The sequence below is a fragment of the Methylobacterium sp. P5_C11 genome (genome assembly GCF_054049775.1).
On record NZ_JBFULS010000059.1, the window covers coordinates 20,251 to 35,516 of the forward strand.

Genomic DNA, 15,266 nt, shown 5'->3' on the forward strand with positions numbered 1-15,266 from the left:
GGCCTGCGCCCGGGACGGTGGACGGTGGCCGGGTCAGGCGCCGGGAGCCACCGCAAGCGCCGACAGGGTGAGGTGCTCCGGCAGGGCGGCATCCGGGACCGGGACCGACCGGATCCCGGCCGGGAGCACGCCGCCGAGCAGGTCGAGAAAATCCCCCGAGGCGGCGAGCTCGATCTCGGCCGCCTTGGCCTGGGTCTCGATCCGCGCCAGGGCGTTCATCGCCGGACCCAGCACCGTGTACTCGGCCCGCACCCCATCGTCGAAGACACCGACCAGGAGGTCGCCCGCATGCAGGGCGACCACGACCCGCAGGGCGAACAGGCCCTCCCGCGCCCGGGCGGCGTTGAGGGCGGCGATCCGGTCGCGGATCGACAGGGCGCAGGCCAGCGCCGCCCGGGCCTGCGCGTCGGGGCGGCCGACGACGAACTGCACCAGCACCGCGTCGCCGATATACTTGTCGACGAGGCCGCCCTGCTCCGCCACCGCCGCCTGTGCGGCCGCCCGGACGGCGAGCAGGGCCGTCACCATCGCCTCGGGCGGGTGCTCGCGGCTCATCCGCGAGAAGCCGCGGATGTCGAGCATCATCAGGCAGGCGTGGCGCCGGTGGATGCCGAGGCCGGACTCGCCGTCCTCGGCGGCGAGGTCGAGGGCGACCGTGTCGGGCACGAAGCGGGCGAGCTGGGTCCGCTCGTGCTCCATGCGCAGCGCCCGGGTCACCGCGGCGCGCAGGCGGGCCGTGCCGTCGACCACCAGGAGGCCCGCCGCCACGAAGGTGGCGAGCCCGGTCACCTGCGCGGTCGGGAAGGTGTCGGGGCTCGGGAACAGCTCCGGCTGCAGGACCCCGACCAGGAAGGCCGCGCTCCAGCACAGGGTGACCAGTGCGCAGAACACCAGGGTCTGCGTCACCCGCATGCTCAGGCCGGTCTGGAGCAGGAGCAGGAAGGCGGGCAGGCGGCTCACCGCGTCGGCGCCGAGGCCTGCCCCGCCCCCGGCCATCATGTGCTCGATGATGACGTAGACGGCGAGCCCGGCATTGAGCCCGGTGCCGGCCCAGCCGTAGGCGTTGGCCGTGGGTCCGCCGCCCCGCTCCCGGAGCCCGAACCAGACCGTGCCCAGACCGTAGAGCCCGAGGATGAACCAGTGGCTCAGGGCGTGCAGCGAGCCGTCATAGGCCTGGGCCGCCATCAGCAGCACCAGCACGATCACCACGCGCAGGCCGAGGAGGCGCAGACCGCCGCCCGCCTGCATGGCCCGCAGCACCGCTGCGTCGTCCGATCCCGGATCCKTCCTCGCCGCCACCGGCGCCCGCGCGGCCCGCAGGCCGGGCAGCGGCGGGTTGCCGACGCCGCCCGCGGCCATCAGCCCCCCCGGCCGAGGCGCCGGGCCGCCGCGAAGCGGTTGAGGAAGCGCGGCTCCTTCTCGGGAGCGATCCGGACCGCGAGGTGCAGGGTGCCGTCGGCCTCGGACCGGCGGTCGAGGATCTCGGCGTTCTCGTAGAGCCAGTTCAGCGCCGCCCCGTCCTCCGGCGGCAGCGCCACCGCGAAGCTCGCGCGGTTGCGCCCGATCCGGGCCTCGATCCGCGCCGACAGGGCCGCGAGCCCCTCCCCGGTCACGGCCGAGACCAGGACCGGCGCGGCGCTGTCGCGGTCGTTGCGGGCCTTGGCCTGGCCGCTCAGGTTCAGGAGCCGGGTGCGCTCGGCGTCGTCGAGGAGGTCGGCCTTGTTCCAGACCTCGATGATCCGGTCGGCGCTGGTCTCGATGCCGAGTTCGCGAAGGACCTCGCCGACATCCTCGGCCTGGGCCTCGGAATCGACGTGGGAGACGTCGCGCACGTGGAGCAGCACGTCCGCCTCGATGGCGTCCTCCAGGGTCGCCCGGAAGGCGGCGATCAGCGGCGTCGGCAGGTCGGAGATGAAGCCCACCGTGTCGGACAGGATCACGGTCTCGCCGTGGGGCAGCTTGGTCGCCCGGGCGGTGGGGTCGAGGGTGGCGAACAGCATGTCCTTGGCGGTGACCTCGGCGCGGGTCAGGGCGTTGAACAGGCTCGACTTGCCGGCATTGGTGTAGCCGACGAGCGCCACGATCGGGTACGGCACCCGCGCCCGGCTCTGCCGGTGCAGGCCCCGGGTGCGGACCACCGCGTCGAGGTCGCGCTCGATCCGGGTCATGCGCTCCTGGATCATGCGCCGGTCGGCCTCGATCTGGGTCTCGCCGGGGCCGCCCAGGAAGCCGAAGCCGCCGCGCTGGCGCTCCAGGTGGGTCCACGACCGCACGAGCCGGGATTTCTGGTAAGCAAGATGCGCGTGCTCGACTTGAAGGGTTCCCTCACGCGTCGAGGCGCGCCGCCCGAAGATCTCCAGGATCAGGCCCGTGCGGTCGATGACCTTGGCGCCCCATTCCTTCTCGAGATTGCGCTGCTGCACCGGCGAGAGGGCGCAGTCCATCACCACGAGGCCGATCTCGCGGGCGCGAATCAGGCCGGCGATCTCCTCGACCCGGCCCTTGCCGAGATAGGTCGAGGGGCGGATCCGCGGCAGGCTGACGGCGAGGCTCTCGAGCACGTCGAGTTCGATCGCGGCGGCGAGCCCGGTCGCCTCGTCGAGGCGTGCCTCGACGGAGCGGGTGGGCGCGGCCGGCCCGTGCCCGGCCCCCGATGCGCCGCGCGCGAGGTAGGGACCGATCACCAGGGTGTGGGTCGCCGCGGCGATCTCACCCTCGGGGGCGGCCTGCGCCTGGAGGCGGGCTTCGCCGGGCGTCAGCGTTTCGGTCATACGGCCTTTGGCGCCGACGGCGGACCGGCGGCTTCGTTCGAGAAGTCGGATCCGTCAGAATGGGGATGCGGGCGGGCCGGGCCAAGATGCCGGGCGGGCACGGACACAGATTCCGCACGGGTGCGGACCGCGCACGACCGCCCTCCCCCCTCTGCGGGGGAGGGAGAGGCGCACATCGGCCCCGCCCGCGCCCTGCCGCCGGCCCTCACGCCTTCTCGGCGGTCTCGTCCGGCTCGAACAGCTGTACCGGGTGGCCCGGCATGATCGTGGAGATCGCGTGCTTGTAGACCAGCTGCGAGTGCCCGTCCCGGCGCAGCAGCACGCAGAAATTGTCGAACCACGTCACCACGCCCTGCAGCTTGACGCCGTTCACGAGGAAGATGGTCAGCGGGATCTTGTTCTTGCGGACATGGTTGAGAAACGTGTCCTGAAGGTTCTGTGCGCGTTCGCCCGCCATCTTCTTGGCCTTCTTGTTGTCCCGGATCGAGCCGCCCGGGATGGATCTGTCGCGGGCCGGATCACCCGACCATCCCGCCCGCGGCTTTGTATACAAGCACCATGACTTGGCGAAAGCGGGGGCGCAAGCAACCCCCGCGCCGGCGTCAACCGTGACGGATCGGCACCACTCTCACCGCGCCGGCCCGACCCCGGTTCACGGGCCGATGCCGAGGGACTTCAACTTGCGGTGCAGGGCCGAGCGCTCCATCCCGATGAACTCGGCGGTGCGGGAGATGTTGCCCGAGAACCGCGCGATCTGGGCCACGAGGTATTCCCGTTCGAAGATCTCGCGGGCCTCCCGGAGGGCGAGGCTCATCAGCTTCTCGCCGCCCGCGCCGCCGGGCGTCGTCGGCACCAGGGCGCCGATCTCGGAGGGCAGCATCTCGGAGGTGACCTCCTGCTCCGGGTCGGCCTGGGTCAGGATCATCAGCCGCTCGACGTTGTTCTTGAGCTGGCGCACGTTCCCCGGCCAGTTGTGCGACTGCAGCACCGCCATCGCGTCCTCGGCGATCCGGCGCTTGGGCAGGCCAGTCTGGGACGAGATGTTGTCCATGAAGAACTGGATCAGCTCGGGCACATCCTCGCGGCGCTCCGACAGGGCCGGCACCCGGATCGGCACCACCGAGAGGCGGTGGAACAGGTCCTCGCGGAAGCGGCCGGCGGCGATCTCCTCCTGCAGATCCCGGGACGAGGACGAGATGATCCGCACGTCGACATGCACCCGGGTGGTGCCGCCGACCCGTTGAAAATTCTGGTCGACGAGGACGCGCAGGATCCGGTTCTGGCTCTCCCGCGGCATGTCGGCGACCTCGTCGAGGTAGAGGGTGCCGCCATGGGCCTCCTCCAGGGCGCCGACCCGCCGGCCGCTCTCGCCCTCGACCCCGAACAGCTCAGCCTCCATGGTCTCGGGCAGGATCGCGGCCGCGTTCAGCAGCACGAACGGGCCGTTCGCCCGGGCCGAGGCCTTGTGCAGGCTGCGGGCGGCGAGTTCCTTGCCGGAGCCCAGCGCCCCCGTGATCATCACCCGGGCATTGGTCGGCGCCACCCGGTCGAGGGTCTGGCGCAGCTGGTTGATCGCCAGGGAGCCGCCGACGATGCGGTTGGTGGCGCCGGAGCGCGCCGTCAGGTCGCGGACCTCCCGCCGGAGCCGCGAGGCCTCGAGCGCCCGCTCGGCCACCAGGATCAGCCGGTCGGCCTTGAACGGCTTCTCGATGAAGTCGTAGGCGCCCGCCTTGATGGCCGAGACCGCGGTCTCGATGTTGCCGTGGCCCGAGATCATCACCACCGGCAGGTCGGGGTTCGCCGCCTTGATCAGGTCGAGCACCTGCAGGCCGTCGAGGCGCGAGCCCTGCAGCCAGATGTCGAGGAAGACGAGGTGCGGCCGGCGCGCCTCGATGGCGGCGAGCGCCTCGTCCGAGCCGCCGGCCGTGCGGCAGCGGTGGCCCTCGTCGTCCAGGATGCCGGCCACGAGGTCGCGGATGTCGGCCTCGTCGTCGACGATCAGGATATCGGCGCTCATGCGTGCATCTCCGCGATCCGGGGGGCCGTCGGTGCGGCGCCCTTCTCCTCTGTCGTGCCGGGACGGGTCTCCGGGGTCTTGGTGCCGGGACCTGCGGCGGACGGTTCGTGCCCGTGCTCGCGCGGCACCCGCATCCGCACCTGGCCGCCGCGRCCGGCGGGATTGTCGTTCAGCTCGATCCCGCCGCCGTGCTCCTCCAGCACCTTGCTGACGATGGCAAGCCCCAGCCCGGTCCCGCCCTCGCGGGTGGTCATGTAGGGCTCGAGCAGGCGCTGGCGCCCCTCGGCGGGGAATCCCTTGCCGTTGTCGGTGACGGCGATCACCGCGAACCCGTCCTCGACGGCGAGGCTCAGGGCGATCTTGCCCTTGCCGAGCTCGGCCTCCGGCACCTCGGCCACCGCCTCGACGGCGTTCTTCAGGATGTTGGTGATCACCTGGCTGAGCAGCCGGATGTCGAAGGCCGCCACGATCTTTTCCGCACTCCCCGCGCCGCCCTGGGCCGAGAACGCGAAGTCGATGTCCGGGTGCGCCACGCGCATCATGAACAGGTTCTGCTTGGCGATCTCGGTGAGGTCGTTCGGCGCGATCGCGGGCTTGGGCATCCGCGCGAAGGCCGAGAACTCGTCGACCATGCGCTTGATCTCGTCCACCTGGCGCACGATCGTGGCGGTGCACTGGTCGAACACCTCCTTGTCGGCCGTGATGACCTTCCCGTACTTGCGCCGGATCCGCTCGGCGGAGAGCTGGATCGGAGTCAGCGGGTTCTTGATCTCGTGGGCGATGCGGCGCGCCACGTCGCCCCAGGCGGAGCTGCGCTGCGCCTGGACGAGGTCGGTGATGTCGTCCAGCGTCACCACCGAGCCGCGGGGCGCGCCTTGCGCCTGCTCACTCGTCACCCGCACCGTGATGGTGCGCTCGCCCCGGGATCGGGCGAGCTGGATCTGCTGCTGCTGCAGGCTGCGCGGGCGGGCCTCGCTCTCGGCGAGGACGGGGGCGAGTTCCGGCACCGCCCGGCCGAGCGGCTGACCGACCAGGGCCTCGCTCTCCAGATCGAGCATCCGCTCGGCGGCCGGGTTGGCGATGGTGACGAAGCCCGCCGCGTCGAGGCCGATCACCCCGGGCGAGACCCCCGACAGCACCGCCTCGGTGAACCGGCGGCGGGTGTCGATCAGGTCGCTCGCCGCGATCAGGCCGGCATGCTGGCGGCGCAGCTCCTGGGTCATCTTGTTGAAGCTCTCGCCGAGATGGGCGAGGTCGCCGCTGGTCTTCTTGGTCGGAACCTGGGCGTAGAAGTTGCCGGATGCCACTTGGTCGGCGGCGTTGATCAGCCGGCGGATCGGCGCCACGAACCGGTTGGCGAAGTTCATCCCGAACCATACGGCCGAGAGCAGCGCGATCAGCGCGATCAGCAGGAACACCGACGCGAAGGTGATCTGGATCGAGCGGCGCAGCGAATCGTAGGTGAGGTACTCGGCCGCCGCCGCCCGGGACACGCCGGGGAAGTCGATGGCGAGCTGGCTCACCTCCCGCTGCACCATCAGCACGGCGTCGTCGTAGGCCGGCATGCGCAGGAGCGCGGCGAAGACCCGGCCCTCGGTGGGCAGGAGGCAGATCGGGTCGGCGGAGTTCGCCGCGTCCTCGAAGGCCGCCGCGGAGGGCAGGCGGTTCGTCTTCAGGACGTCGATCTTGGCCCGGGCCACCACCTCGGTGGGGCCGCGCATGATCTGCGCCACCGGCAGGCCGAGATTGGTCGCCCGGGTGGTCAGGAAGGTCTGGAACCAGTCCCGGTTCACGTCGAAATTCGGCCGGGCGCGGGTGAGGTCGTCGGCCAAGATGCGGATCTCCCGGGCGAGGCTCTGGCACTGGTTCTCCTGGTAGGCGTCGGCCACCTCCACGGATTTCAGCACCACGTCGCGGACCCGGTCGGTGAAGCCGAGCGACAGGCCCCGGTCGATGGTCACCGAGGCGACCACGGCGAGCAGGATCGTCGGCAGGATCGCGATCAGCGAGAACAGGCCGACGATGCGGGTGTGCAGCCGCGCCACCGCGGCGTTGGCCTTGCGGGCGTGCAGGAAGACCCGCGCCTCCCAGGCGATGATGACGGCCAGCCCGAGCACCAGGGCGGCGTTGATGGCGAGGAGCGTCACGCCGTAGGCCGGCGTCGGCGTCACCCGGATCACGCCGGCCAGGATCAGGAAGGTCGCCAGCGCCGAGACCAGGGCGGTGACCACCATGGCGGCGCCGATCCAGCCCGGGCCGCGGGGGCCCGGCCGCAGGGACTCCGCCAGGGGGGCAGCGGGCGCCCGGGCCGCGTCCTGGCCTGCGCCGTCGCCCGACCCGTCGGGGTCGGGCGCGGGGACTTCCTCGGTCCGTGAGCGTCGCGGGAACGGCATGACTGGTGCAGGGCCACAACAGTGTGGCGGAATTAATACGAATTCGGGCCGGACGGTGATGGCCGGTTCACCCCTGCGCCGCGGCGAAGGGCGGAGGCAGCACCCGGCCGCGGACCGGGGAAGGCCGGCCCGGAAGATCAGGCTTCGTATTGCGCGGCGGCTTGGCTGCCGGGCGTGCCAAGTGTTACGCTGATCCCGAAGAAGAGTCGGTGTTCGCCGATCGATCGAACGGTTCTGTGGCGCGGGTTACAGAATTTCTTCTTGCGCGTTGTGGAAAGCATGGAGGGCGTCGCCCGATGAAGCGCGGTCCTTACGGGATGGGACGAACGATGCGCGCGCGCGTCGCCCGTATCCGTCCCGGCGCCGCCCCGCTGTCGCGACGGTGCGACGCGGTGACGGCCCCCGCGATCCGGGTCGGCCTGATCGGCTACGGCTATTCCGGCCGGACCTTCCACGCGCCCCTGATCCGCTCCGTCTCGGGTCTCGACCTCCGGTTGATCGCCTCGCGCGATCCCGCCCGGGTCGAGGCCGAATGCCCCGGCGTCGCGGTGGCCGCCGACCCCGTCGCGGTCGCGACCTCGGAGGCCGTCGACCTTGTCGTGATCGCGTCCCCGAACGACACCCACGCGCCCCTGGCGCGGGCCGCCCTGGCGGCGGGGCGGCATGTCGTCGTCGACAAGCCCTTCACCCTCGATCTCGCCGAGGCGCGGGCGCTGCGCGCGGCGGCCCGGAGCCGGGGCCGTCTGCTCGCGATCTTCCACAACCGCCGCTGGGACAGCGATTTCCTGAGTCTCCGCAGCGCCATCGCGGCGGGCGCCGTCGGTCCGGTGCGGCATTTCGAATCCCGCTTCGACCGGTTCCGCCCGCAGGTCCGCGACCGGTGGCGCGAGGGCGACGGTCCGGGCAGCGGGATCTGGTACGATCTCGGTCCGCATCTCGTGGACCAGGCGCTTCAGCTCTTCGGCCTCCCCGAGCGGGTGACCGCGCAGCTGGGCCGGCTCCGCGCCGGGGCGCGCTCCGACGACTGGGCTCACGCGGTGCTGGCGTATCCGGGACTGCGGGTGGTGCTGCACGCGAGCCTGCTCGTCGCCGGCGGATCGCCCCGCTTCGTGGTCCACGGCGAGGCCGGCAGCCTGATCAAGCACGGCCCCGACCCTCAGGAGCGGCAATTGCTGGCCGGGCTGGCGCCGGGCGCGCCGGGATGGGGGGAGGACCCGGACGGGCTGGAGATCCACGACGGGACCGGGACGGTGACGCGCGCGCCGGCCGTGGCGGGGGACCAGCGGCGGTTCTACCAGGGGATAGCCGAGACGCTCCTGCAGGGGGCGGTCGACGATCGGGCGGCGCTGGAGGGGGTCCGGGTGATGGCGTGCCTCGAGGCCGCCCGCCTGTCGGACCGCACCGGGACGTCGGTCGGCCTCCCGCTCACGCCGGACGAGGCCGATCCCTGACGCGGGCGATCTTCGACGCGGGCTGCCCCGGCGGCGCGACCTTTGCGCGCTGTCGCGTCGGACCACCCGGCACGGGCCGTGCCGGGCCTTGACCCCACCGAGGACGGCCCGTAACCCCGTCCGTGGAGGCGAACGGGGTCTGGTGGCCCTCCTGGTCTTCAAAACCAGCGGTACGCCAACAGCGTACGGTGGGTTCGATTCCCATCCGCTTCCGCCATTTTTCAGATCGCCGTTTTTCAGATCGCATTGACCGATAAATCAGTGTTCGCGGATATCCAGGCGACACGCGCGGCAAAATTGGCAATACTGGCGTAACGGAACTGCGGGGGTGCAGATCCGTTTCAAGGGACTGTTCCTGCGCTGGTGACTCCCGTGAAGAACCGTTCCGCCGCCACCGTCCCGTTCCCGCCGGTCCCGGCGGGCCGTGCGCGCTGAGGCCGGTCATGCTGGACAGACTCGTCACCTTCCTCCCGCCCGGCGCCCGCGAGGCGCTGCGGACCCTCGCGGCGCGCCGGCCGGTGGTATCCCGGCCTGAGCCCGGACCCGCGATCCTCCCGGGCCTCGACACGCGGCCCGCCCCGATGGCGCCGCTGCATCCGCCCGCCGCCATCAACGACAACCCGCTTGAGGCCGTCCACGAGGCCGTCGAGCGGGATCTGCGCGCCAGCGGCCATCTGCGCTGAGGGTTGGCCCGTCAGCGCTTGGCCGGACCGGAGCCGACGGGGATCGTCCCGGCCTCGACCCAGTGGCAGGCCGTGGTGCCCCGCACGCCGATGCAATCGTAGTTCTGGCCGCCCAGGGTCACCTTGTCGACGAGGCCGGTGATCTCCGCCCGCGCCAGCGCCGTGCAGCCGAGATGGTCGGCCTTGGGATCGGCCAGGTGCGCGGCGGCCGCCGCCGCGCCGTCGCGCATCAGCATCCGGTAATTGGCGAGCGACGGGCAGCCGATCACCGGCGGGGCGGCGCGCCGGTCGGGGGCGTTCCTGTCGGATCCGGGCCGGCCGGGGGCGCGGGGCGCCTGCTGCGCCAGGGCTGGCGCCGCGCAGAGGCCGAGCGTCAGGGCGGCGATGACGACGGGGGCGGGAAATCGGCGTGTCATGGGCCGCTCCTAGCACGCCGCCCCCGGGGTTGCGCGTCCGCCGCGGCGCCGCGCCCGGGACCTGCCATCGCGCAGACCTGCGAAGGGCTCAGGGCTCGGCTGCGGGGGCACAGGCTTGACCGGAGGCCCGCCATTTGCGAGCGCCGCAGGCGAACGGGAGGACCGGCCATGACGACGGAAATCGAAAGCAACCAGAGGCTGCACCTGGTCTTCGGCGGTGAATTGCAGGATCTCGACGGGGTCCGGTTCCGGGACATCAAGAACCTCGACATCGTCGGCATCTTCCCGGACTACGCCTCCGCCCAGGCGGCGTGGCGGGCCAAGGCCCAGGCCACCGTCGACAGCGCGCAGACGCGCTACTTCGTGGTGCACCTGCACCGGCTTCTGGAGCCGCCGGCCCCCTGAGCGGCGGTCCGGCACGGCCGTGAAGGCATTGTGACACTTCCGGCCCGCTGCTAAGAGCCTCGTCCGTCATCGGATCGTTCCGGCTCCCCGGGAGACCGGTCTTCGACAAGAGCGGCGGAAGGTCCGGCCGCGAGTGAGCGGCCGCCCATGAAATCCTCGATCAAGATCATCGCCGGGAATGCCAGCCGGCCCCTGGCCGAGGCGATCGCGGCCTATCTCGAACTGCCGCTCGCGAAGTGCATGGTCCGGCGCTTCGCCGATATGGAGATCTTCGTCGAACTCCAGGAGAACGTGCGCGGCGAGGACGTGTTCATCGTCCAGTCGACCTCGTTCCCGGCGAACGACCACTTGATGGAGCTGCTGATCATGATCGACGCCGCGCGCCGGTCCTCGGCCCGGCGCATCACGGCGGTGATCCCGTATTTCGGCTACGCCCGGCAGGACCGGCGCACCTCCGGCCGCACGCCGATCTCGGCCAAGCTGGTGGCGAACCTGATCACCGAGGCCGGCGCCGACCGCGTCCTGACCCTCGACCTCCATGCCGGCCAGATCCAGGGCTTCTTCGACATCCCCACCGACAACCTGTTCGCCGCCCCCGTGATGGTGCGCGACATCAAGGAGCGGCTGCCGAGCGCCGACCGGATGGTGGTCTCCCCCGACGTCGGCGGCGTGGTCCGGGCGCGGGCCATCGCCAAGCGGATCGACTGCCCGCTGGCCATCGTCGACAAGCGCCGCGAGCGCCCGGGCGAGTCCGAGGTGATGAACATCATCGGCGAGGTCGAGGGGCGCTCCTGCATCCTGGTCGACGACATCGTCGATTCGGGCGGCACCCTGGTCAACGCCGCCGAGGCCCTGCTCAACGCCGGCGCCAAGGACGTCTCGGCCTACATCACCCACGGCGTGCTGTCGGGGGGGGCTGTCTCCCGCATCGCCGCCTCGCGGATGAAGGAGCTGGTGATCACCGATTCGATCCAGCCGACGCAGGCCGTCAAGCTCGCCCGCAACATCCGGGTGGCGACCATCGCGCCGCTGCTCGGCGAGGCGATCGGCCGGACCGCGACGGAATCCAGCGTCTCCAGCCTGTTCGACTGACGAGGCGGGCGGGGGACGCCCCTAGTCCCTCGGCATCCAGCCGCCCCGGTCGCCAGTCACCGTCCCCGGCGCGGTGAGCACCAGGACCGTGCGGCCCGGCAGCGGCACGGCGGCCCCGGCTTCGACGGCCGGCGTGTCCAGCGCGCGGGCGCCTGCGGGCTCGCCCGTGTCGAAGACCGGACTCCACGGGCCGCCGACCACCGGGGCGAGGCGGAAGCTCACGGCCTCCGCCCCGGCATTGAACAGCATCAGGAGGCGGTCGCCCGGATCGCCGTCGTTGCCGATCTGCATGCCGAAGACCTGGAGCCCGTCGTCGGACCAGTGGCGCCCCTCCATCTCGGTGCCCTCGGGGGAGAGCCAGTGCACGTCGCGCAGGGGCTCGTCCGGGTCGATCAGCGCGCCGGTGAAGAAGCGCCGCCGCCGCAGGGCCGGCTGGGTCCGGCGCAGGGCCAGGAGGTTGGCGACGAAGTCCGTGAGATGTGGGTCCGGATCGGTGCTCCAGTCCATCCAGCTCGTCGGGTTGTCCTGGCAATAGGCATTGTTGTTGCCGCCCTGGCTGCGGGAGCGCTCGTCGCCCATCAGCAGCATCGGCACGCCCTGGGCCAGCATCACGGTGGCCAGCATGTTCCGCTTCTGGCGGGCGCGCAGCGCCAGGATCGCCGCGTCGTCGGTGTCGCCCTCGACGCCGTAGTTGCGGCTGACGTTGTGGTTATGGCCGTCGCGGTTGTCCTCGCCGTTGGCCTCGTTGTGCTTCTCCTCGTACGATACCGTGTCGGCCAGCGTGTAGCCGTCGTGGCTGGCGATGAAGTTGACGCTGGCCAGCGGCGAGCGCCGGGACGGGGCGAAGACTTCCCGTGAACCGGTCAGCCCCTGTGTGACCTTGGCGAGCGTGGCGGAATCGCCTTTCCAGAAGCCCCGCGCGGCGTCGCGGAACTTGTCGTTCCACTCGCTCCAGCCGCGCGGGTAGCCGCCGAGCTGGTAGCCCCCCTCCCCGACGTCCCAGGGCTCGGCCACCATCTTGACCCGGGCGAGCACCGGAGCCTGCGCCACGGCCTGGAAGAAGGCCGCCTGCGGGGTGAAGGCCAGCGGCGCCCGTCCGAGGCTCGAGGCGAGGTCGAAGCGGAAGCCCGCGATCCCGTAGGCGGTGACCCAGTGGCGCAGGGAATCGAGCACGAGCTGCATCACCCGGGGGTGGCTCGCGTCGAAGGTGTTGCCGCAGCCGGTGCAGTCGACGGTGCGGCGCGGGTCGGCGGGGTCGAGCTTGTAGTAGCTGGCGTTGTCGATGCCGCGGAACGACAGGGTCGGGCCGGTGTGGTCGCCCTCTGCGGTGTGGTTGTAGACCACGTCGAGCCAGGTCTCGATCCCGGCGGCATTCAGCTCCCGGATCGCCGCCTTCAGGCCGCCGAGGCCGCCCTCCCCCAGATAGCGCGGATCCGGAGCGAAGTAGCTGAGGGGCTGATAGCCCCAGAAATTGACGAGCCCCTTCTCCACCAGGAAGCGGTCGTCCGCGAAGGCGTGGATCGGCAGCAGTTCCAGGGCCGTGACCCCGAGCTTGACGAGGTGCGCGATGATCGCCGGATGGGCGAGCGCCGCGTAGGTGCCGCGTTCCGCCTCGGGGATGTCGGGATGGGTGCGGGTCAGCGCCTTGACGTGCGCCTCGTACACCACCGTCTCGGCCAGTGGCCGGCGCACCGGATCGAGGGCGAGGTCGGGCACCTCGGGGGCGGTGACCACGCATTTCGGCATGTAGACGGCGCTGTCGCGCCGGTCGATCCGGTCCTCCCGGCCCCGGCGATGGCCGTAGAGCGCGTCGTGCCATCGGATCCGGCCGCGGATCTCCCGGGCATAGGGGTCGAGCACCAGCTTCGACGCGTTGAACCGGTGGCCGGATGCCGGATCCCAGGGGCCGTGCACCCGGTAGCCGTAGAGCTGGCCCGGCAGCACCCCGCGCAGGTAGCCGTGCCAGACGTCGTCGGTCCGGCAGGGCAGCCGCACCGTGCGGGTCTCGTGCCGCTCCCCCGCCTCGAACAGGCAGACGTCGACCGCGGTGGCGTGCTCGGAGAACAGGGCGAAGTTGACGCCGCGCCCGTCGAAATGGGCGCCGAGGGGCGCCGGCACCCCGTCATCGACGGCGATCATGGGCAGGGTCCGATTGGGTTGAGCGTCGGCCGAGGCGCGCGCCGGCGCAGCAAGTCCGCCTCCGCGGTCGACGGCAAGACACTCGAAGAGATACGGTTTTCACCGTCCGCGCAAAGCCCGCGGGCGATGCGGATCCGCGCGGGGGATCCAATCCCGTCGTCGGCCGGATGCGGCTCGGGTCCCCTCCCTCGTGCGGGCGAGGGGGCATGGCGCGGCCTGCAAGCGCGATGGCGCCTCAAAGCGGTATCGCCATCGTCGGCGTCAGCGAAACTGAGCCCGCTATTCGGCGGCCGCGGCGGCGGCGGGGGGCTCGCGCTCGACCGTGCGGAAATTCTCGAGTTCTGCCAGGAAGTTGCGCGCCCACCAGTCGACGTCCTCGCGGGTCATGCGCTCGAGCATCGGCTTCCAGCGCGCCAGCCGCTCGGCCTTGGGCATGTAGAGCGCGGCGCGGATCGCCTCGGCGACCTCGAACTTGTCGTAGGGGTTGATCAGCAGCGCCTCGGGCAATTGCCGGGCGGCGCCGGCGAATTTCGACAGGACCAGCACCCCCGGATCGTCCTCGCTCTGGGCGACGACGTATTCCTTGGCGACGAGGTTCATGCCGTCGCGCATCGGCGTGACGAGGCCGACCCGGGCCGCCCGGTAGAGGCCGGCCAGCACCGGGCGCGGATAGGCCTTGGTGATGTACTGGATCGGCGTCCAGGCCGGGTCGCCCAGCGAGCCGTTGATCTCGCCGACCTTCTCGTTCACGTCGCGGGAGAGCTGCTCGTATTCCGGCACCTCGCTGCGGGATTTCGGCGTGATCTGGATGTAGGTGACGTTGCCGCGCTGGTCGGGATTGGAGGCGAAGAAGCTCTCCACCGCCTCCATCCGCTCCGGCACGCCCTTGGAATAGTCGAGCCGGTCGACGCCGATCAGCAGCTTGCGGGTGCGCAGGCCCGCCATGGTCTCGCGGACCACCTTGTTGGATCCCGCCTTCTCGGCGGCGTCCTTGAACCCGGCCACGTCGATGCCGATCGGGAAGGCGCGGATCCGGGTGCGGCGCCCGTCGACCATCAGCGAGCCGCCGCCGAGGGGAATCGCCCGCTGGGTGTCGACGAGGTTGCGCTGCAGGTTCTGGACGTCCGCCTCGGTCTGCAGGCCGATCAGGTCGTAATCGACGATGGCGCGCAGCAATTCGCCGCTCGCCGGCAGGGAGTTGAACACGTCGGCGGCGGGCCAGGGGATGTGGTGGAAGTAGCCGATCGGGTTGTCGAGCCCGAGGCCGCGCAGTTCGGCGGCGAGCGGCAGCAGGTGATAATCGTGGACCCAGATGATGTCGTCGGGCTCCACCAGCTTGGCGAGCGCCCGCGCGAAGGTCCGGTTGACGCGGCTGTAGCCGGCGTAATCCGAGCGCGAGAAGGCGCCGAGCCCCAACCGGTAATGCATGATCGGCCACAGGGCGCGATTCGCGAAACCGGCGTAGTATTCCAGGTGGTCCTGCGGCGAGAGGTCGACGACCGCGTACTGGACCCGGCCCCGGTCGATCAGCGTCGGCTCCTCGGAGGGCTCCTCGGAGATGGTGCCGCTCCAGCCGAACCACAGCCCCTCATAGGCCGTGAAGGCTTCCTTGACCGCGACGGCGAGGCCGCCCGCCGCCACCGCCTTGCCGCCCTCTTCCGGGACGGCGACGCGGTTCGATACGATCACAAGGCGTGCCACGCGGGTCGGCTCCGGATCAGGGGCGCGGGTCTGGTCGAGGATCTCGCCGCGCCTGCATCGGGACTTCAACTGTATGTCAGAACGCGCGCAGGCCCTGCGCGATCCTTAGGTCGGGTCGTAAGGCAACCCAAGCGTGAAGCCGGGCGCGGGTCAAGTCGAGGCCATGCCGATCCGGGACAGGGTGGCCGCTCCGTCCCG

The 15,266-nt window shown here is 71.3% G+C and carries 12 protein-coding genes and 1 tRNA gene; 5 read left to right on the forward strand and 8 right to left on the reverse strand.

The window, feature by feature from the left end; all coding sequences use genetic code 11:
- Positions 1–33: 33 nt before the first annotated feature.
- From ACXJKQ_RS23275 to ACXJKQ_RS23295, 5 genes are all read right to left on the reverse strand, one after another.
- On the reverse strand, positions 34–1,359 hold the full coding sequence (locus ACXJKQ_RS23275; protein ID WP_457108069.1) for an adenylate/guanylate cyclase domain-containing protein: 1,326 nt from the start codon (positions 1,357–1,359) through the stop codon (positions 34–36).
- On the reverse strand, positions 1,359–2,771 hold the full coding sequence (gene hflX / locus ACXJKQ_RS23280) for a GTPase HflX (RefSeq protein ID WP_457108070.1): 1,413 nt from the start codon (positions 2,769–2,771) through the stop codon (positions 1,359–1,361). The genes ACXJKQ_RS23275 and hflX overlap by 1 nt, the downstream gene beginning before the upstream one ends.
- A 205-nt stretch (positions 2,772–2,976) precedes the next feature.
- Positions 2,977–3,228, reverse strand: a complete 252-nt coding sequence (gene hfq / locus ACXJKQ_RS23285) for an RNA chaperone Hfq (RefSeq protein WP_007563033.1) — start codon at positions 3,226–3,228, stop codon at positions 2,977–2,979.
- 195 nt (positions 3,229–3,423) lie between these two features.
- Complete coding sequence (gene ntrX / locus ACXJKQ_RS23290; RefSeq protein WP_457108071.1) at positions 3,424–4,788, reverse strand: nitrogen assimilation response regulator NtrX; 1,365 nt, start codon at positions 4,786–4,788, stop codon at positions 3,424–3,426.
- A complete protein-coding gene (locus tag ACXJKQ_RS23295; protein ID WP_457108072.1) occupies positions 4,785–7,181 on the reverse strand; it encodes an ATP-binding protein in 2,397 nt (798 codons plus the stop codon). The genes ntrX and ACXJKQ_RS23295 overlap by 4 nt, the downstream gene beginning before the upstream one ends.
- Positions 7,182–7,510: 329 nt before the next feature.
- On the opposite strand from ACXJKQ_RS23295, the gene ACXJKQ_RS23300 reads away from it, so the two are divergent.
- The 3 genes from ACXJKQ_RS23300 (at position 7,511) to ACXJKQ_RS23310 (ending at position 9,315) form a co-directional block, all read left to right on the forward strand.
- Positions 7,511–8,632 carry an oxidoreductase gene (locus ACXJKQ_RS23300; protein ID WP_457108073.1) on the forward strand — a complete coding sequence of 374 codons (1,122 nt, stop codon included), beginning with the start codon at positions 7,511–7,513 and terminating at the stop codon, positions 8,630–8,632.
- Between the two features lie 124 nt (positions 8,633–8,756).
- Positions 8,757–8,849, forward strand: a tRNA-Sec gene (locus tag ACXJKQ_RS23305).
- A gap of 226 nt (positions 8,850–9,075) precedes the next feature.
- Positions 9,076–9,315, forward strand: a complete 240-nt coding sequence (locus ACXJKQ_RS23310; RefSeq protein WP_457108074.1) for a hypothetical protein — start codon at positions 9,076–9,078, stop codon at positions 9,313–9,315.
- 11 nt (positions 9,316–9,326) lie between these two features.
- Here the strand turns inward: ACXJKQ_RS23310 and ACXJKQ_RS23315 are convergent, their stop codons facing one another.
- Entirely contained in the window at positions 9,327–9,731 is a 405-nt protein-coding gene (locus tag ACXJKQ_RS23315; protein ID WP_457108075.1) for a hypothetical protein, read from the reverse strand.
- Between the two features lie 168 nt (positions 9,732–9,899).
- Here ACXJKQ_RS23315 and ACXJKQ_RS23320 point away from each other — a divergent pair, with 168 nt between their 5' ends.
- Both ACXJKQ_RS23320 and ACXJKQ_RS23325 read left to right on the forward strand, forming a co-directional pair.
- Positions 9,900–10,136 carry a DUF4170 domain-containing protein gene (locus ACXJKQ_RS23320; protein WP_457108076.1) on the forward strand — a complete coding sequence of 79 codons (237 nt, stop codon included), beginning with the start codon at positions 9,900–9,902 and terminating at the stop codon, positions 10,134–10,136.
- A gap of 147 nt (positions 10,137–10,283) precedes the next feature.
- Positions 10,284–11,228 carry a ribose-phosphate pyrophosphokinase gene (locus tag ACXJKQ_RS23325; protein ID WP_012318471.1) on the forward strand — a complete coding sequence of 315 codons (945 nt, stop codon included), beginning with the start codon at positions 10,284–10,286 and terminating at the stop codon, positions 11,226–11,228.
- A 21-nt stretch (positions 11,229–11,249) separates the two neighbouring features.
- On the opposite strand, the gene glgX is transcribed toward ACXJKQ_RS23325, so the two are convergent.
- Entirely contained in the window at positions 11,250–13,367 is a 2,118-nt protein-coding gene (gene glgX, locus ACXJKQ_RS23330; RefSeq protein WP_457108077.1) for a glycogen debranching protein GlgX, read from the reverse strand.
- 279 nt (positions 13,368–13,646) lie between these two features.
- Positions 13,647–15,068 (reverse strand): alpha,alpha-trehalose-phosphate synthase (UDP-forming), encoded by a 1,422-nt coding sequence (locus ACXJKQ_RS23335; protein WP_457108078.1) that lies wholly within the window; start codon positions 15,066–15,068, stop codon positions 13,647–13,649.
- Positions 15,069–15,266 lie beyond the last annotated feature (198 nt).